Genomic DNA, 17,750 nt, shown 5'->3' on the forward strand with positions numbered 1-17,750 from the left:
CATGAACCTTTCACCATTTTGTCACAAAAAAAAGAATTCGACCGCTCACTAAAAGTTCATGAATGCTATTTCACCGAAATATCCTTATTAAAGGGAGTGACGGAAAAAAGGATCATTCTCCAGAAAAATCGATAAGCCAACTCATCGACGTTTCTTTCAAAAGACCCCCTTCATCTAAATATTACAATACAGAATCAAGCATATGAATGCAAACCAGCAATAACAAGATTGACGAATATCAAGTTAAACATAATGATGGCAAAACCGATGACGGCAAGCCAAGCTGATTTTTCCCCTTGCCATCCCTTTGACATGCGCAGATGCAAGAAAGCTGCATAAAACAACCAAGTAACCAGTGCCCAGACCTCTTTCGGATCCCAGCCCCAGAATCGTGTCCAGGCCACTTGAGCCCAGATCATTGCAAAAATGAGGGCACCGAGTGTAAAAATCGGAAAACCGATAAGGACCGAACGATAACTAATCTCATCCAATAAATTCAAATTCACATTTTTAACGATCGGTTTAATCAATGCTGCCACTCTTTTGCGAGCAATCAACCTTATTAAACCATACAAGACGAGCCCCATACCGAATGACCAAAGTACAGTATTCAGTTTCTTGGCATTGATCAGTGCAGGCATGTCCACCAGTGGTTCAAATCGATCCGTCTCGATAAGTTTCCCTTCATTGGGACCAACCAATGCCGGTAAGTTGAATTCCTGTTTGACGTCGGCTCCGTGTTTATCGATCCAATCAAAATTCGCCTTATAATCCATCGCAGCAAAAGAAGAAGTGATGATGACGAATCCGATGGTGCAGACTAATGTGAACATGATGCCTTCAAGCCAGAACGTTCTTTTGCTTGATTGTGTCTGATCGACGGATTTGATTAAATAAATGATGGCAGTAACGAAACTTATGGCAAGGATAGATTGTCCTGCCGCTGCAGTCGTTACATGAATATGAAGCCAATCACTTTGCAAAGCAGGAATGAGTGGCGAAATTTCTGTAGGGAACATACTTGCATATGCAATTATCAATAACGCAATCGGTAAAGCGAATAGCCCAAGGGCAGGTGTTTTATAAAGGTAATATATTAATATGAAAGCACCGACCAGCATCATTCCGAAAAAGGTCGTAAATTCAAACAGGTTACTTACCGGGGCATGCCCGGCAGCAATCCATCTAGTGATGAAATACCCAATTTGCGCCGCGAAACCGAGAATGGTGATGAAAATGCCCAGTTTAGCCCATTTGTTTTGTTTCTTTTCCTCCGCTCCGCGTTTATCCTTGATCGATCCCCCAAATAAAAAGGTTGCGACAAGATATAATAAGAAAGCTGCATATAAAAAGTTACTGCTTAATTCAGCCATTTAAAACTTCCCCCTTACTAGAAGATTTCTCATCTTCAAGTTGATCCATTGGTTCGGAAAGTGATGTTGATTCTATCGCTTGTTTTATATCTCTTTTAATACCGTGCCAGTTTTTGTTTGTATGGCCGGCCATTAATATCTCATCATCTTTCCTCTTAATCCATATACGCCGGTGATTCCAATAAGACCCTTGGACAACGCCGATCATGAAAATGATTCCACCCGTGAATAGGATCCAAAGCGTTAAATCCTTCCTGACGGTCAAAGCCGTGACATCTTGGGTTTCCACACCATTAAAAGCCATTTTATAAGTGTTTTCCCCTAGAGGCTCCACAGTCTCCTTAATCGCTACGAAACTGACCTCACCTTTTGGCTTATCCGGAGTATGCATTTTAAAGATAAATGCTGGATTATTCGGAATCTTCGATATCGTTCTAGGTTCACCTTTTTCATCGAACTCGAAATCGGGGAAGTAACTGATCAAGTCAACGGAATATCCTTCTTTCAACTCGTATTTCTTTTGTGGATTGTTCAAATCAACCTTTAAGCTTCCATATTTCTCTTCGGTTTTTTTATTTATCAAATTAAAAGCCATCGTACTGAGCTCATCCAGTTTATAGTCTACTTGGTAGAGGGCATAATGATCATGTTTCAGAGGTTCATTGACTTTGATTTTATAATCTTTAAGCTTTTCAAGTTCCACTTTTTCCCCTGGTAAGGTTTCTCCCTTGCGCTCATACAACGTAACATCGGATTGATAAGTTTTTGCGATCGTACCGGTTTTATCGATTGCAGCACTGTACTGGGCATCTTCTTCATTCTCTTTGTCATACACCTCTAAGGTAAATTCATTATTCTGGAGGTAATATTCACCATTTGTACCCGGGATTTCTTTTTTCTCGCCTTCACGCAGCCAAAGTACTTTGTCGATATACATCCCAGGGACAGAACGCAATAATGCTCCAATTAAGAAAATGATAAGTCCAATATGATTAACATAGGGTCCCCAACGTGAAAAACGACCCTTTTCGGCAAGTATATGACCGTTTTCCTCCCGTATATGATAACGCTGCCTTTTTAGTCTAGCCTTTACTTCTTCAAGGTTTATATCTTGGTCTTCAAGCTTTGTCGCCCCATAAATCCGCTGACGTTTCATGAAACCGTCATGACGTGTGACCCCTTGTTTTTTTAACGATCGATATAATGGAAAGAACCGATCGATACTGGCAATCAATAGTGATATGCCCAGCATGCCTATGATAATCAAATACCACCATGAACTATATAAGTTATGAAACCCGAGTTCATAATACACTCTTCCGAACCAGCCGTATTCCAGTTCATAATGCTCAGCAGGCGTAGCTGTTGAAGGTATGTACATTTCCTGAGGTAAAATCGTCCCGATAGCTGAAGCGATCAAGGCAATGACAATGAGCGTCACCCCTACCTTAACGGAAGAAAAGAAGTTCCATATTTTATCGATGATCGTTTTTTTATAGGTTTGTGAACGCCTGGCACTTCCCTCATATCTCATATCAATAAGCTTGTTTTCTTTTTCGTTACCAAGCACCATCCCGCATTTACCACAAATCTTTGTGCCAAACGGATTTATATGACCACAATCGCATTTTACTTCTTTCATGTCAAAAACTCCCCAATATTATGGTTTAATTCTCTCCATATGCTTTTGGATGCTCTCTTCTGTCAAAGCTCCGGTGATGATATCTATCACTTTCCCCTCTTTATCGACCAAAAAGGTGACAGGCAATATATCCACGCGATAAGCATTTTCCACTTCCCTACCTTTATCGATCATGACAGGAAAGGTCAGATCATGCTTTGTAATGAAATTATTGACAGCATAGTCAGATTCCCCGACATTAACCGCCAATATCTCTACACCATGGTCTTTAAAGTTTTTATATTGATTTTCCATATAAGGCATTTCGTATTCACACGGCTTGCAATATGTACCCCAAAAGTTCAGGAAGACGCCTTTTCCCTTGTAATCGGAAAGTTTATGCTCTTTGCCTTCCATATCAGTCAAGACGAAATTGGGTGCATCTGATCCTTTTCTCAGACTTTCATTCTTATCTTTAGTGAAGTTCGTATAAAGGGCAAACACTAAAGCTGCACCTAAAAGCAGGAGAATGATGGTTCTGCTAATTAGGCGTCGCTTCTTTTTATCCATAGAGATCCTCCTAAGGCCACACTAAATTTAACCATACCATTATACCATTTAACGCCATGTCCTTTTTATTTACATTTCTGAAGGTTTTGTGACATTCTTTCCTGATTCATGAAGGAAAAGGTATTTACAGGTTGTTTTCCACCACCCATTCTTCCAGGGGAAGAATGGGGTAGTGGTTTCAACCTATTAATACAGGAAAAATTCTTTCTTACATTCTCCGCTGTTTAGGTTCGGTCGTTGCTAAAGTCCGCATTAATTTAACTTCATGTGGAGTCAGCTCCCGGGAATCTCCTGCTGTTAAACCGTCCAAGGTCAAGAAACCATATTGTTCCCTCTTCAATTTAATGACGGGATGGCCAATTGCTTCGAACATCCGGCGGACTTGCCTGTTCCTGCCTTCATGTATTGTAATTTCAACTATCGCCGTTTCCTTTTTCTTGTCGGTAGACAATACCCTTGTCTTGGCTGGCGCAGTCTTGCCATCCTCCAACTTGATACCTTTATCCAACTTTTTCAAGCTTTCACGCAAAGGCATCCCTTTCACTTTTGCCACATACACTTTATCCACTTCATGCTTCGGATGCATTAACGTGTTTGCAAATTCCCCGTCATTGGTTAAAATCAATAAGCCCGAAGTATCGTAATCCAAGCGGCCAACTGGATAAATCCGTTCATTGATGTAAGGGAAATAGTCAGTTACGACTTTTCTATTCTTATCATCAGAAACTGCCGAAATGACGCCGCGCGGTTTATAGAATAGGAAATAAACTGGGGCTTCTTTTTCTAGCGGGACTTCATTAACCTCAACCTTATCATTAGGCCCAACTTTCACACCTAATTCCTTCACCACTTTGCCGTTCACTTTTACCTTACCTTCTAAAATCAACTCTTCTGCTTTACGGCGGGAAGCCAGTCCAGCATGTGCTATCACCTTTTGTAATCGTTCCATCTATCTTCACCCCATAGTATAATCATTCGTTTGTTATTGTCTATACATACACAATCATACAATTATTACATATTGAGAGGCAAAAACAAAAGGTTTTTCGCGAATAAGAGCTTTTCTTTTATTATTACACCAATAATGGGACGGTTAAATGGGTTGGTTTCCATAATGAGTGTAACATAGCTTATTTTTCCATACAAAAAAATGTTTCTTTTGGATGAAAGTTCGATTCCGTTTGAAAATGGAGAGCTTAACATAGCCGATTGTTTAAGAAAAAAGACAAAAAAAAAGAAATGGAATCGCCCATTTCCCTAGTCTTTAATTCATACCGAAAACCAATGTGACGACGATAACGGCAGCTATGATACCGATCAAGTCTGCCAAAAGACCGACCTTTAGGGCGTCACCCATTTTTTTGATCCCGACAGCTCCAAAATAAACGGTCAATACATAGAAGGTGGTATCTGTACTTCCCTGAATCGTGGCAGCCAAGCGCCCAGTAAAGGAATCCGGTCCATAAACAGATATCAGGTCGCTGGTTATTCCTAAAGCGGCTGTTCCGGATATTGGTCTAATAATCGCAAGGGGTAAAACCTCAGATGGAAAATGAAGAAGGGAAAGCAAGGGGTGAATTGATTGTACAATAAAATCCAAGGCTCCTGATGCCCTAAATACTGAAATCGCCACTAGCATCCCTACCAGGAAAGGGATGAGGGAAAAAGACATGCTGATTCCTTCTTTCCCCCCCTCAACGAAGGTCTCATAGGTGGGAACTCTTTTCAATGTGCCGTACAGTAATATACAGAGGATCAAAATCGGTATCATCCAAATTGAAATGGTGGTCATCCAGTGCAACATCCTATTCCCTCCCGCTCCTCTTTCTCTTGTAATAAAAATATCGATCTATCGCGATTCCTCCAACTGCAGAAATGGCCGTTGCTATTATGGTCGGAAAAACGATGTCCGTCGGGGAGTGGGCATCGTAATTCATGCGGATAGCAATGACTGTAGTTGGAATCAACGTTACGCTTGAGGTATTGATGGCTAAAAAAGTGACCATCGAGCGGCTGACCGTTGCTTTTCCCCCATTTAGTTTCTTTAGCTGTTCCATGGCTTTTATACCAAGAGGTGTAGCTGCATTCCCCAATCCGAATGTGTTTGCCATCATATTGGAAAGTATATACCCCATAGCGGGATGATTAGGAGGCACTTCAGGGAATAGCCATCTCATGAACGGCTTGAACAAATTGGATAGTTTATCTAACAGCCCCGATTCCTCCGCTATTTTCATCAAACCCAGCCAAAAGACAAGTATGCTCATCAGTCCCAGGCAAAGGGTGACCGCTTCCTTTGCACTGACAAATAGAGCTTCATTCACCTGATCCATCGTCCCATTAATCATGCCAAAGACAATACCGATCACAAACATCCCGACCCAAATGTAATTAACCATTGCGTCCGATTCCCAATACCGCTTCAAATACCTCAGCCCATGAAGATTGGAATGATTGTTGCTTGAAGCTTTCTTTTGATTCCCCATAAAAAATCGAACGACTACCTATTTTCTTTCCATCGAGATAGATGGATGCTCTGCCGACCACTGCCGGGATTTTTCTTTTATCCTTCCAAGCCCTCTGTGGTTTCAACAATTTCATTTTCACATTGACCAACTTTCTCTCTTCTTTTGTCAGTGGGTACGAAAAATCATTTTTAATGTAGACATGCTCTTTATATATTTTATTTTCCATATTCTTTACCATGCCTTCAGGTAAAATTTCTGTTGGCTTATAATCCTTAAATGCGGATTCGTACATTTGAATATGATCATTCCAATCATCCGGACCATTCAATGTCACAGCAATCAGATCATGCCCGTTTTTTGTTGCGGTCGTGACCAAGGTACGTTTTGCTAGTTTGGTATACCCTGTTTTCCCCCCTGTGCAATACTCATACAATTGTGTAAGTAGGCGGTTTTTGTTCTTCCATACATAATCCCATTGTTCTGTGGAATTAGGTGCCCTGTGTTCCTTTGTGCCGGCAATCTTTGCATACGTTTCATTTTGCATGGCATAACGAGTGAGTATGGCCATATCATATGCGGTTGAATAATGGTTCTTCGTATTATCCAAACCATGTGGATTTGAAAAATGGGTATTCTTCATTCCGATTTCTTCCGCCTTTTGATTCATCATCCACACGAATCCATCCAGGCTTCCACCAACCTTTTCGCTGATTGCGACTGCTGCATCATTACCCGAACGAAGCATCAGGCCATAAACCAAATCTTCGAGCTTAATTCTTTCTCCTTCTTTTAAATAAAGTGACGAGCCCTCCGTCCCGAAGGCATTGCTGCTCACCTTCACTTTTTCATCCATTAGTCCCGATTCAATAGCCAAGATAGCCGTCATTATTTTCGTAATGCTTGCTATGCGGTTCTTTTCATGAGCATTCACTTCATATATGACCCTTCCGCTATCCTCATCCATTAAAATCGCACTATGGGCACTTACGGATACATTTGCATTGGCGCTTTGCACGGGTGCCATAAAAGACAGCAGGAGAATGACGATACACAAACTTGATAACCCTTTATATGGAAAACGCATGAGTGCCCCCTCGTCTCTTTACTTGTTTTTGTACAAGTTTATGCAAATGGACAAGGGTTATGAATAAAAGAATGTAAACCTTCATGATATCTATTGATTTTCAACATAAAAAAAATCGATAGGGGCCCCCTATCGATTTAGTGTTCTATCATACTAATAATGCAGCGATTTCATCAATTTTCTTAGCTCCGAATACCACTTCTTCATCATTGATGATCATGGCCGGCACGCTCATGACTTTATATTTCTTCTTGATTTCCTGGAAATTGCTTATATCGACCATTTCAGCTTCAACGTTAGGGTTTTCAATCGCAATGCGCTGTGCACCCACTACAACGTCTGGACAGTAGTGACATGCCAATGAAACCATAACCTTAATGTTCGCTTTTTTACTGATTCCCTTAATTGAATTCAATACGACTGAATCCAATGCTTGACCAGGTCCGGCCAAGTTATAGATAGCCAAAATGAAGGAATTCAACTCATGGCCGCCTGGTACACCGTGGTATTTGACGCCACTGTATTCACCATTCGAATTTAAGAGGGAAACGACAGGGAACTTATCTGCATTGATTTTTTCTTCAATTTCCGGACTTTCTCCCTTGTTGTATAATTCAAGATGCAGCTTGTCTCCTAATTCCGCAACATCCAACAAGAAGTCTCGCAATTCGACTGATTTTGGCAAGCTTTCATCGACGATGGACACCAATGTTACTTCGCTCTCCATCTTGCCGAAGATTCCCTTTAATTGGCCGCGTAACGCATCACTTAATAAAGCGCTTTTACCTGCCGGGACAGCGGCCTGTTCTTTTTTCGCCGGTTTTTCAACTTCAGGTTCATCTTTGATTCCTAGGCGATCTTTTTCTTCTTCTATATGTTTACCGGCATCCGTTGCTGCAATCGCCCCATCAGATACAGCTGTAATAATCTGTCGCAAGGATTTTGGCCTTAGGTCGCCCGCTGCATAGACACCTTTCACATTAGTCTTCATATCATCATCGGTTAAAATGTAACCAGCATGATCCATTTCGATGTGGCCCTTGAAAATTTCTGTTTTCGGCTCATACCCTATGAAAACGAATACTCCAAACGTACTGTCTTCTTCCTTCGCCTTATATTCAAATTCTTCTTTAGTCGCATTATTGATGAAACGGGCACTTTGAATCATCCCGTCTCCATATACCCCAAGGATCTCCGTATTGAATTTCACTTCAATCTTATCATTTGCCATTACTTTATCCACAATGGACGGGGCACACGAGAAGCTTGATTCCCGGGCGATGATTGTAACTTTTGTAGCAAAGCGTGTCAGGAAGATCGCTTCTTCAGCGGCTGCATATCCTGCCCCGATAACGAAAACTTCCAACCCTTCAAAGAATTCACCATCACATGTTGAACAATATGCTACACCGCGGCCAGTAAATTCCTCTTCACCTGGAAATCCTAGTGTTCTTGGAGAAGCACCTGTTGCAATGATAACGGCGCGAGCATGGTAGTCCCCGCCAAGGGTTTTAACGACTTTCACCTCACCGGAGAAATCCACGCCGGTTACATCAGCTTTGGCGAATTCAACGCCAAAATCTTCGTTTTGAAGCTTCATTTCTTCAACTAACCTAGGGCCCGATATATGACGGATACCAGGATAATTGGCTATTTCCGATGTAGTTGCTGCTTGTCCGCCGCCAGTTCCTTTTTCAAGAATTATTGTTTTTAACTTAGCTCTTCCTGCATAAACGCCGGCTGAGAGGCCTGCAGGTCCGCCGCCAATAATTAATAAATCATATATTTTTTTCATCTTTTGTGCTCCTTGCTGAATGATAATACGTGCTAAACTGATTATTTTGAAAAACAAAAGGCACTTATAGGTAAGTGCCTTTTGTCATAAGATCTTGTAGGACGAGTTGTCCCAGTAATCGTAATCAATGCTCGGTATGTCCATTACCTGTAGAAATGGACCATTCCATTAAAATTAAAGTTTACCTACAAGGTCTAGGCTTGGTTCAAGAGTGGCTTCACCTGGAGTCCATTTTGCAGGGCAAACTTTATCTCCATGTTCTGCTACGAATTGTGCAGCTTGAACTTTTCTTACAAGTTCTTCAGCATTACGGCCAATTCCTAGGTCATTAATTTCGTATGCTTTAATTTGTCCTTCTGGATTCACGATGAAAGTTCCACGTAGAGCCAATCCATCTTCTTCAATCAATACACCGAATTGACGGGATAAAACGTTTGCTGGGTCAGCTAACATTGGATATTGGATTTTACCGATTGTATCAGTAGCATCAGCCCATCCTTTGTGGCTGAAATGAGTATCTGTTGAAACTGAGTAAACTTCACAACCAATTTCCTTGAATGTTTCATAGTGATCTTGAAGATCAGCTAATTCAGTTGGACATACGAAAGAGAAGTCAGCTGGGTAGAAAAAGAATACTGCCCATTTTCCTTTAACATCTTCAAGTGTAACTTCTTTGAATTCTCCTGCATGGTAAGCTTGTACTTTAAAATCTTCAACTTGTTTATTGATCAATGACATAATAAATTCCTCCAATAGCTAATTTTTTTATCTGCTCCTGTTTATAATAATTATTAAATAGAAATTAGTCAATAAATATACCTTAATAATTTTTAAGTTCACAAATTGGTCACAGTTTTTATATTGATATAAATTAATTATTTTAAAAAACCCATAGTACTTCAAAGTAGCATATTTAACACATTTCCAATGTTATTTCAAGGATTTAAATAAGACACATGCTCATTATTTCGTAAGATGATATCATCTCCTTTTCAATCTAATTAAATTATCCAAATGAGAATCATAAGTCGCTTCCAAAATAAAATTTGCAGCTCCCTTTATATCCTTCCCATATTTTCCCTAAAAAATTCTTGATACAATATTTCAGGCAAAAAAAAACGAACCTTAACGGCTCGTATATTTGCAATTGGTTCTTAAAAGACTTTCCTATATTTTATCAGTTATTGCTTTTTCCAGATAAGCTTTTTCGCTTCGGTGAACCTTACGGCAGTTTTCGGCCAGTTTACAACGTCCCACCATTTGTCCACATAGGCTGCCCGATTATTTTTATATTGCAGGTAATAAGCATGTTCCCATACATCAAGAACAAGGATTGGGATCGTATCCCACTGGGTCAAAACCATATGCAATTCCGATTGAAGTATTTCTAGCCGCCGCGCACGCGGAACCCAGACTAAAATCGCCCAGCCAACTCCTTCTACTTGTTTGGCAGCTTCACTAAAATGACTTTTAAAAGCTGCAAAGCTTCCAAAATCCGTCTCAATCTGATTGAGTAAATCCCCCCTTGGCTGTCCGCCCCCTCCCGGAATCATCTCTTCCCAGAACAGCGTATGGAGATAATGGCCTGACCCATGAAAGGCTGCTTCCTTTTCCCAATGCTTCAACAAGGAAAAATCTTTTGTTTCCCTCGCTTTTTTCATCATCAATTCCGCTTTATTCAGACCATCGACATATGCTTGATGATGCTTATCATGGTGCAGATACATGATTTCCCTTGAAATCGTCGGTTCCAACGCATCATAGGCATAAGGTAACGGCGGTAGCGTATGCTTCCCAATTGGCACTGATTGCCTATCCTGTATACTGAATTCTCTAGCGAGTTCTTCAATTTCCTCGTAGACCCGAGCCATCTCTTCTTCAATCAGGACCATATCCTCATAATCCATTTCTTCCTCATCCATATCTTTTGTCAACTGGGAAAGCCGTTCAATATTCGACAGCAATGGCGAATCGGTGATATCGATCTTCTCAAGATATTCCATCACTCCATCAACCCAATCACTTACCTCTTTAGCATAATCTCTTTCATCGGACATCTTGCAACCTCCTCTTAACCTTTATGCACATGAATCATCAAAGTATTTTATGTTTCGATTAAGCGGAGATTCCATTTATAGCTAAAAAAACAGCTAGGCCTCTTAAGCCCAGCTGTTTCATTATCTTGACTGTAACATTTTCGTCCGGTAATCCGTTTCATAAAACTCCAATTCTTCACGCATGGTCTGGAATCCACTTTCCACGGCCTTCAGAATGGATATTATGCTGTCTGGTACACTTTGGTGAAATTTAATCGAGTTTTTTCCTGTATAGGCAGATCTGCTGTCCTCAAACCACCGATCTGATTTTGGGGAAAAGTATTCTTCGATACATTGATGATAAACTCTATAAAGCGTCTTTTCAGCTGCAGCTTTATTGAAAACATCATTTTTCAGAACGATTTGGCAAGCCTCCAAGCCCTCTTCACAACTTACAAGCATTCTTCTTAAACTAGAAAGGATTCCTTTATAATAGGTTTCATCCCCGCTTTTTTCCTCTTGCAGCTTAGAATAGGTCGTCTCATTCATAAATTCTTCTAGTTGAGCCACTGTCGTTTCTAAAAACCCTTTTACATCCTCAAGCTGAGATTTTACCAATGTATTCCCCAACCGTGAACCCTCCTCAAAATGATTAAGATTGAATATATTAGTCAACATGTGACTCTATATCATATGGTTTAGCTTGGTCAATAGATATAAACACTTTCTCCAATTTTTCAAAATCTATATTTTCGAAATAACCAGCCATCTCTTTTTCTGCATTTATATAAATACGTTTTCGGTTAACCAGGCTCGGGTCTTTGAGTAGACACACCATGGCCATGATATCAGCCATATAAATATCTCTGTTAGGGCTTTTGAATATAGGGTTGGCGGGATATGGGGTCCAACGAGTGACCATCTCATCAAAATAGCGAAGATACAGTACATTCAGCGTCTTATCTTCTCCATCCTTTATGTATTGTATAACGGATCGATTAAAGAAGTCCTCAGGTGAATTTGACTTTTCCTTTTCAAGCCCAAATCCATTGCATGCTACAATTCGCACCCGCAATCCCCCCGCATTCATTTTTTTCTATATTATCACAATTTATTGAAAAATGTTATTCGATTGTTTGCTGAAATTTTTCAAAAAACAAATCGGCTTCACCATTTTCAAAGCCATCATCCGAATTATCGGCGAGAGGCGGTAATTCATCAATGGAATTCAGGCCGAAGTAATCCAAAAACTCTTTTGTTGTCCCATATAAATAAGCCCGGCCCGAGCCTTCAGCACGTCCGACCTCTTTTATTAAGACTTTAGTGACAAGTGTATGAATGGGGCGATCCGTTTTCACTCCGCGAATTTCATCAATTTCAGCTCTAGTAATCGGCTGTTTATAGGCAATGATTGCGAGTGTTTCCAAAGCCGCCTGGGACAATCCTTGAGTGCTTGATGTTTCCACCAGCCTTTTCAAGTAATCCGAGTGCTCTTTCTTTGTCGTCATTTGATAAACACCCGCTATTTCGATCACCTGAATCCCGCGTACATCCGATATATATTCTTCCTTTAAACTTTCAACGATGTCCGTTGCTTGATATTCCGTAATTTCCAGGACAGAGGCAATTTGTTTGACGGATAGCCCTTCATCTCCGGCAGCAAACAATAATGCCTCAAGAATCCCTTTCCAATTAATAACTTCCAACTGGTTCTACACCTTCCTTAGCAGCAATCATGATATCCGAAAAATTATCTTCCTGTTCAACGATGATTTCATTTAATTTCATCAGTTCCAGCACCGCCATAAAAGTGATGACGATATGCTCTTTAACCGGGAGCGAGAACAGTTCAAAAAAACTTTTCTTTCCTTTAATCGATTGTAACTCAATCATGATTTCATCCATTCGTTTCTCTATCGATATCTCTTGTTTCGTTACCTTCGTGTAAAGCGGCTTTTGAATTTTTTGCCTTCGCAGCAGTTTTTGAAGAGCCCCCAACATATCGTATAGACTTATATTCAACTCTTGCTTATCACTTTCCGCTTCTTTTACATAAACTGATAAATCACTTGGGGGTTTGGTGAAAATCAAGCTTCTTTCTTCTTCCATCCCCTTAAATTCTTCAGCTGCATTTTTATACTTTTTATATTCTAATAGTTTTTCCACAAGCTCATCACGTGGATCTTCCTCAAATATTTCCCCATCTTCATCAATCATTAGTTCATCTTCATGCTTTGGAAGCAACGTTTTACTCTTGATGGCAAGCAGCGTTGCAGCCATCACTAGATATTCGCTGGCGACATCCAATTCAAGATGCTGCATCGTATGGATGTAACTTAGGTATTGATCTGTAATATCAGCCATCGGAATATCGTAGATGTCTATTTCCAGGCGATTAATCAAATGCAGAAGTAAATCCATCGGTCCTTCGAAAGCGTCAATTTTTATATTATAACCCATTAAATTACCTCATTTAAATCTAATTGGCCGATATAGACCTATTTCTTTTACTAATCAAGTATAGAGGATTGCTGCCCTTTATCCAAATAATAATTTACTGACCTTAGAAAAGTTTTTATTTGGGATTACCGTCAAATGGGTCGTTGCCCAATCACATTCCGAAATCCAACATAACCTAGAAATGTAAGAATAGCAGAACAAAGGAGGTACTCATTATGGGTGCAGGTGGTTTTGGACACGGCGGCGGATTCGCGTTTATTGTAGTATTGTTCATATTATTAGTTATCGTCGGTGCTTCATGGTGTTAATTCATGACTGATGAATCAAGCTGATTGCCTTGCAATCGGCTTTCTTTATTTTCCAGGAAAAAATTCTATGCTAAAATTAGTGAGTATACTAGCGGGTGTTAAGCTATAAGAAAATGGCTTTTTGCCTTACTTTAGATGATTCCATCAAACAAAAGGGGTGCTCCTATTGAATTACGCGGAAGACTACCTTTCTTTCCTTGTCCATTTCCATGGGCCAAGGGATTACTTCGAATGTCATGAAATTCTTGAAGAATATTGGAAGGAAACCGCACCAAAAGAGCGTGACTCTCATTGGGTCGGACTCATTCAAATTGCGGTTGCCCTGTATCATGATCGCAGGGGAAACAAAAAAGGGGCTGCAAGGACCCTGTCTAAAGCCCTAGCAAATCTCCACCTTAAAAAGGCCGAGCTCCTGAAGTTGGGACTCGATCCAGAACGACTGTTCAAATTGCTTGAGGACACCCATGAGCGAATGTTATCACAAAAGCCATATAAAAGCATTAATCTGCCGATAGCCGATCAATGCTTGATTGAAAAATGCCAGTCCATCTGTTTGCAACAAGGGTACATATGGGGTACAGATAGCGACATGGCTAATTCAGCAATAGTTGATAAGCATCTAATGCGTGACCGTTCGGATGTCATTTCTGAAAGGGCTCGGCAGCTTTCCCTTCGAAAAATAAGAATGGAGGACCGCCCTTAAAGGTGGTCCTCCATTCAAGCTTTCCTATTCATAAATCTTCACACCTGTCAAGAAAGCTTTCCGTAAACTCATTTGCTTTTAATTCTTTGTCAGGATATTGCTCCTTGATGGCCCTGACCATCGTTTTACCGATACCTTGCTTCCGGAAGGATGGATTTACGGATATATGTTGTATCTCAATGTGGTTTGGAGAGACTTCTATCCCGATCAAGCCCGTAATCTCTTCATCTTTCCATAAGAACAGCTGTAGATTTTCATCCGTTTCATAATTCTTCATCGTATTCCGAAGCGTTTTTATCTCTTTTTCATTTGGCATGAAAGATAATAATCCCATGGCAAACTTCTCATAACTTTTCTTATACTTAATCAACATAATATCCCTCGTTACTAAATAACGTTTTTATTATCTTCCTGTTTCCGATTAATTTGCTTTGAATAATAATCCTCACATATAACATTTACATCATACATAAAAACCTCGTTCGTTTCAACATCACTTTCAGCACTTGATTTATCGATGTGCTATGTGCTAAGCGATAAACAGCCAATATACGATTCCCCACACCAAAGCGATAATAAGCATCATAAGTAAAAGAGCCTTATTACTTTTCCTCATTCCATACTCCCTTTATGAATGGTCCAAATATTTAAATAACGAATTCATTCTACTATAACTTAACACAATCTGACAAATATCCTTGCAATCTTGCTTCGATTTTACTACATTGGTAAAGTGATCTAGGTTCATAGAGTGCCCTCTTAGGTATAAAAGACAAAAATACACCAAACTTTTTCGTTTAAAAAACGTAGCTATCTTGGGCTATATAAATTTTTTTCAGGAAAATATGTATCTTTTTTATCCTTTGTTTCGTCAAATACTATGAATCTGATTTAAAGTGCCGCCCTTTTATTGAAAGATTCCCAATTCAGCAGGAAAAGTTAAGGAGGATTATCATGAAAAAAATGAATAAATGGGTCATTGTGACCATTTTATTATGTCTATTATTGCCATATAAAGCTTTTGCAGATGCAGCTGTTGGTGAAATGATCGTCACACTTGGTGAGAATTTGACAAATGAACAAAAAAATATGATCTTATCAGAAATGAAAGCACCAAACGATGTTGAGGTTCTAACGGTTACAAATGCGGAAGAACATGAATACTTAGGAGACTATATCGCTAGCCGTCTGATCGGTACAAAAGCGATTTCATCTTCTGCCATTACTTTGGAGGAAAAAGGTACCGGACTTAAACTGGAGTCGAAAAACATTAACTGGGTTACCGATGAAATGTATATCAATGCACTGGCAACTGCTGGAGTAAAAGATGCTACCGTTTATGTCACAGCACCTATACCCGTTTCCGGTACAGCGGCTTTGACAGGAGTCATTAAAGCCTATGAAATCTCTGCAGACAAGAAGATTCCTGAAGATGTGAAACAGGCAGCGAATGAAGAAATGGTGAAAACAGCAAAATTGGGTGACGAAATCGGTACAGAAGAAGCCTCTGCACTGGTTACGAAAATCAAAGAGGAAATGGCTGCAAATCCACCAGCCAATACTGAAGAGGTCCGCGAGGTTGTCGAGTCTTCAGCAAAAGACCTTGGAATCACCTTAAATGATGCTCAAACTCAAAGTTTAATTGATTTATTCAATAAGCTAAAAGAATTGAATATTGATTGGAGCGCTGTCGGTGACCAGCTTACTGCAGCTAAAGATAAACTTTCAAATTTTCTTGAATCCGAAGAGGGTCAATCATTTCTGGATAAATTGAAAGAAGTCTTCAGTAGTTTAATAGACGCGATCAAGTCACTTTTCAGCTGATTCAAATAAAAAAAGGATGGCAACTGCCATCCTTTTTTCTATTCTTTAGTGACGACTGCCGCTTCATGAAGGGCCAAATCCAAATGGATAAGATCTTCGTACGTCTCTCGTTTGATGACCAACCGGGCTTCTCCATTTTCGGCAAAGACGACTGCCGGTCTTGGAATCCGATTGTAATTATTCGACATGGAATATCCATATGCCCCTGTACAAAATACCGCCAAGACATCACCGCGGCCGGCTTTTGGCAATGGTAAATCCCAAATCAACATATCTCCGCTTTCACAGCATTTCCCGGCAATGGACACTGTCTCTTCTACAGGGTCAAGCGGCCTATTTGCAAGAATGGCATCATATTTCGCTTCGTAAAGAGCGGGACGTATATTATCACTCATGCCCCCATCAACGGCAATATATTTACGGACATTAGGAACTTCCTTTTCAGAACCGACCTTGTACAGTGTCACACCGGCGTCTCCGACTAATGAACGGCCAGGTTCGATCCAGATTTCAGGCATCACTAAATCAGAATCCGCAATCAGGTTCTGCACTTCCCTAACGATTTCCTCAACATATTGAGACGCCGGTAGCGGGTCGTCCTCTTGTGTATACCGAATCCCGAAACCTCCTCCGAGATTCAATACCTTTGGTTGAAACCCTACCGAGCCGTGCCAATCATTCAGCTTGCCGATAATTTTTTGGGCTGCAAGAAGGAAACCGGTCGTTTGAAAGATCTGGGAACCGATATGACAGTGAAGCCCCAGCACTTCGAGGAATTCACTTTGCAGCGCTTGCCGAAGAGCAGCTTCGGCCTGGCCATTAATAAGATCAAAACCAAATTTCGAATCTTCTTGTCCTGTCAATATATAATCATGCGTATGGGCTTCGATACCTGGTGTTACACGAAGAAGGATTTTCACCTTTTGTTCACGGTTTGTACAAATTTCTTCCAACAGTGTCAACTCTGAAAAATTATCGACTACTATACAGCCAATGTCATGATCCAAAGCCATATGTAGCTCTTCATCACTTTTGTTATTTCCATGAAAATGAATCCGTTCTGTTGGGAAATTTGCCTTAATTGCCGTATACAATTCCCCTGCTGAGACAACATCGAGAGAAAGTCCTTCCTGCTCTGCCAACTGGATCATGGCAATCGAAGAAAAGGCCTTACTTGCGTAAGCAACTTGAGCTGAAATCCCCAATTCCTCAAAAGTTCTCTTGAACCCTCTTGCCCGTTCGCGAATTAGCTCTACATCATAAACATATAATGGTGTTCCAAATTGCTCGATCAATTCGATCGTGTCCACTCCGCCAATCTCCAGATGTCCACGTTCATTTACACCACCGGTTCCGTACAAATGCATGATAGCCTCACCTTCCTGACTTAAAACTAAAGATTAATAAGAAATGAGGCAGCCTCAAATAAAGAAACCCTGCTGTAAAAAGTCCTCTATATGAACAAGCCTCATCCGAATCGATATCCATGTAAACATTTTTCTCTATGA

19 protein-coding genes are annotated in these 17,750 nt (G+C 40.3%); 3 read left to right on the plus strand and 16 right to left on the minus strand.

The genetic code is table 11. The features are described from left to right. Nucleotides 1-194: 194 nt before the first annotated feature. The 14 genes from ccsB to J7J00_RS07510 form a co-directional block, all read right to left on the minus strand. On the minus strand, nt 195-1,373 hold the full coding sequence (gene ccsB / locus J7J00_RS07445; protein ID WP_214789528.1) for a c-type cytochrome biogenesis protein CcsB: 1,179 nt from the start codon (nt 1,371-1,373) through the stop codon (nt 195-197). Continuing rightward, nucleotides 1,366-3,015, minus strand: a complete 1,650-nt coding sequence (gene resB, locus J7J00_RS07450; protein ID WP_214789530.1) for a cytochrome c biogenesis protein ResB — start codon at nt 3,013-3,015, stop codon at nt 1,366-1,368. Before resB ends, ccsB begins: the two co-directional genes overlap by 8 nt. Nucleotides 3,016-3,033: 18 nt before the next feature. Further along, the gene (gene resA / locus J7J00_RS07455) at nt 3,034-3,564 is read right to left on the minus strand and encodes a thiol-disulfide oxidoreductase ResA (RefSeq protein ID WP_098370814.1); all 531 of its coding nucleotides are present in this window, start codon (nt 3,562-3,564) and stop codon (nt 3,034-3,036) included. A 208-nt stretch (nt 3,565-3,772) separates the two neighbouring features. Continuing rightward, entirely contained in the window at nt 3,773-4,513 is a 741-nt protein-coding gene (gene rluB, locus J7J00_RS07460; protein ID WP_053535625.1) for a 23S rRNA pseudouridine(2605) synthase RluB, read from the minus strand. A 315-nt stretch (nt 4,514-4,828) separates the two neighbouring features. After that, nucleotides 4,829-5,368 (minus strand): spore maturation protein, encoded by a 540-nt coding sequence (locus J7J00_RS07465; RefSeq protein ID WP_214789532.1) that lies wholly within the window; start codon nt 5,366-5,368, stop codon nt 4,829-4,831. Between the two features lies 1 nt (nt 5,369). Next, nucleotides 5,370-5,963 (minus strand): nucleoside recognition domain-containing protein, encoded by a 594-nt coding sequence (locus J7J00_RS07470; RefSeq protein ID WP_076365572.1) that lies wholly within the window; start codon nt 5,961-5,963, stop codon nt 5,370-5,372. Next, the gene (locus J7J00_RS07475) at nt 5,956-7,116 is read right to left on the minus strand and encodes a D-alanyl-D-alanine carboxypeptidase family protein (protein WP_214789534.1); all 1,161 of its coding nucleotides are present in this window, start codon (nt 7,114-7,116) and stop codon (nt 5,956-5,958) included. Before J7J00_RS07475 ends, J7J00_RS07470 begins: the two co-directional genes overlap by 8 nt. A 148-nt stretch (nt 7,117-7,264) precedes the next feature. Next, on the minus strand, nt 7,265-8,911 hold the full coding sequence (locus J7J00_RS07480; RefSeq protein WP_214789536.1) for an FAD-dependent oxidoreductase: 1,647 nt from the start codon (nt 8,909-8,911) through the stop codon (nt 7,265-7,267). Nucleotides 8,912-9,085: 174 nt separating this feature from the next. Further along, nucleotides 9,086-9,649 carry an alkyl hydroperoxide reductase subunit C gene (ahpC, locus tag J7J00_RS07485; RefSeq protein ID WP_214789538.1) on the minus strand — a complete coding sequence of 188 codons (564 nt, stop codon included), beginning with the start codon at nt 9,647-9,649 and terminating at the stop codon, nt 9,086-9,088. Between the two features lie 443 nt (nt 9,650-10,092). Next, nucleotides 10,093-10,968, minus strand: a complete 876-nt coding sequence (locus J7J00_RS07490) for a superoxide dismutase (protein WP_214789540.1) — start codon at nt 10,966-10,968, stop codon at nt 10,093-10,095. Nucleotides 10,969-11,088: 120 nt separating this feature from the next. Next, nucleotides 11,089-11,577 (minus strand): YpuI family protein, encoded by a 489-nt coding sequence (locus J7J00_RS07495; RefSeq protein ID WP_141993594.1) that lies wholly within the window; start codon nt 11,575-11,577, stop codon nt 11,089-11,091. Between the two features lie 37 nt (nt 11,578-11,614). Next, complete coding sequence (locus tag J7J00_RS07500; RefSeq protein ID WP_286201226.1) at nt 11,615-12,016, minus strand: hypothetical protein; 402 nt, start codon at nt 12,014-12,016, stop codon at nt 11,615-11,617. Nucleotides 12,017-12,071: 55 nt separating this feature from the next. Further along, nucleotides 12,072-12,653 carry an SMC-Scp complex subunit ScpB gene (gene scpB, locus J7J00_RS07505; RefSeq protein WP_214789544.1) on the minus strand — a complete coding sequence of 194 codons (582 nt, stop codon included), beginning with the start codon at nt 12,651-12,653 and terminating at the stop codon, nt 12,072-12,074. Continuing rightward, complete coding sequence (locus J7J00_RS07510) at nt 12,640-13,407, minus strand: segregation/condensation protein A (protein ID WP_098370821.1); 768 nt, start codon at nt 13,405-13,407, stop codon at nt 12,640-12,642. The genes scpB and J7J00_RS07510 overlap by 14 nt, the downstream gene beginning before the upstream one ends. Before the next feature lie 215 nt (nt 13,408-13,622). Between J7J00_RS07510 and J7J00_RS07515 the strand changes: the two genes are divergently transcribed. Next, nucleotides 13,623-13,715 carry a YjcZ family sporulation protein gene (locus J7J00_RS07515; RefSeq protein ID WP_081108854.1) on the plus strand — a complete coding sequence of 31 codons (93 nt, stop codon included), beginning with the start codon at nt 13,623-13,625 and terminating at the stop codon, nt 13,713-13,715. A 166-nt stretch (nt 13,716-13,881) separates the two neighbouring features. Further along, nucleotides 13,882-14,418 carry a DUF309 domain-containing protein gene (locus J7J00_RS07520; RefSeq protein ID WP_214789546.1) on the plus strand — a complete coding sequence of 179 codons (537 nt, stop codon included), beginning with the start codon at nt 13,882-13,884 and terminating at the stop codon, nt 14,416-14,418. A gap of 28 nt (nt 14,419-14,446) precedes the next feature. On the opposite strand, the gene J7J00_RS07525 is transcribed toward J7J00_RS07520, so the two are convergent. Beyond that, complete coding sequence (locus tag J7J00_RS07525; protein ID WP_214789548.1) at nt 14,447-14,791, minus strand: GNAT family N-acetyltransferase; 345 nt, start codon at nt 14,789-14,791, stop codon at nt 14,447-14,449. A 581-nt stretch (nt 14,792-15,372) separates the two neighbouring features. On the opposite strand from J7J00_RS07525, the gene J7J00_RS07530 reads away from it, so the two are divergent. Next, a complete protein-coding gene (locus tag J7J00_RS07530) occupies nt 15,373-16,242 on the plus strand; it encodes a DUF1002 domain-containing protein (RefSeq protein ID WP_286201227.1) in 870 nt (289 codons plus the stop codon). Between the two features lie 38 nt (nt 16,243-16,280). Here the strand turns inward: J7J00_RS07530 and lysA are convergent, their stop codons facing one another. Beyond that, nucleotides 16,281-17,609, minus strand: a complete 1,329-nt coding sequence (gene lysA / locus J7J00_RS07535; RefSeq protein WP_192205394.1) for a diaminopimelate decarboxylase — start codon at nt 17,607-17,609, stop codon at nt 16,281-16,283. Nucleotides 17,610-17,750 lie beyond the last annotated feature (141 nt).

This window comes from Bacillus sp. ISL-4 (assembly GCF_018613275.1).
Lineage (GTDB): Bacteria > Bacillota > Bacilli > Bacillales > DSM-1321 > Peribacillus > Peribacillus simplex_E.

Bases quoted from the DNA above. Each gene is read 5' to 3' on its own strand.
- ccsB (WP_214789528.1), bottom strand. From the start codon at position 1,373: ATGGCTGAATTAAGCAGTAACTTTTTATATGCAGCTTTCTTATTATAT.
- resB (WP_214789530.1), bottom strand. From the start codon at position 3,015: ATGAAAGAAGTAAAATGCGATTGTGGTCATATAAATCCGTTTGGCACA.
- resA (WP_098370814.1), bottom strand. From the start codon at position 3,564: ATGGATAAAAAGAAGCGACGCCTAATTAGCAGAACCATCATTCTCCTG.
- rluB (WP_053535625.1), bottom strand. From the start codon at position 4,513: ATGGAACGATTACAAAAGGTGATAGCACATGCTGGACTGGCTTCCCGC.
- J7J00_RS07465 (WP_214789532.1), bottom strand. From the start codon at position 5,368: ATGTTGCACTGGATGACCACCATTTCAATTTGGATGATACCGATTTTG.
- J7J00_RS07470 (WP_076365572.1), bottom strand. From the start codon at position 5,963: ATGGTTAATTACATTTGGGTCGGGATGTTTGTGATCGGTATTGTCTTT.
- J7J00_RS07475 (WP_214789534.1), bottom strand. From the start codon at position 7,116: ATGCGTTTTCCATATAAAGGGTTATCAAGTTTGTGTATCGTCATTCTC.
- J7J00_RS07480 (WP_214789536.1), bottom strand. From the start codon at position 8,911: ATGAAAAAAATATATGATTTATTAATTATTGGCGGCGGACCTGCAGGC.
- ahpC (WP_214789538.1), bottom strand. From the start codon at position 9,649: ATGTCATTGATCAATAAACAAGTTGAAGATTTTAAAGTACAAGCTTAC.
- J7J00_RS07490 (WP_214789540.1), bottom strand. From the start codon at position 10,968: ATGTCCGATGAAAGAGATTATGCTAAAGAGGTAAGTGATTGGGTTGAT.
- J7J00_RS07510 (WP_098370821.1), bottom strand. From the start codon at position 13,407: ATGGGTTATAATATAAAAATTGACGCTTTCGAAGGACCGATGGATTTA.
- J7J00_RS07515 (WP_081108854.1), top strand. From the start codon at position 13,623: ATGGGTGCAGGTGGTTTTGGACACGGCGGCGGATTCGCGTTTATTGTA.
- J7J00_RS07525 (WP_214789548.1), bottom strand. From the start codon at position 14,791: ATGTTGATTAAGTATAAGAAAAGTTATGAGAAGTTTGCCATGGGATTA.
- J7J00_RS07530 (WP_286201227.1), top strand. From the start codon at position 15,373: ATGAAAAAAATGAATAAATGGGTCATTGTGACCATTTTATTATGTCTA.
- lysA (WP_192205394.1), bottom strand. From the start codon at position 17,609: ATGCATTTGTACGGAACCGGTGGTGTAAATGAACGTGGACATCTGGAG.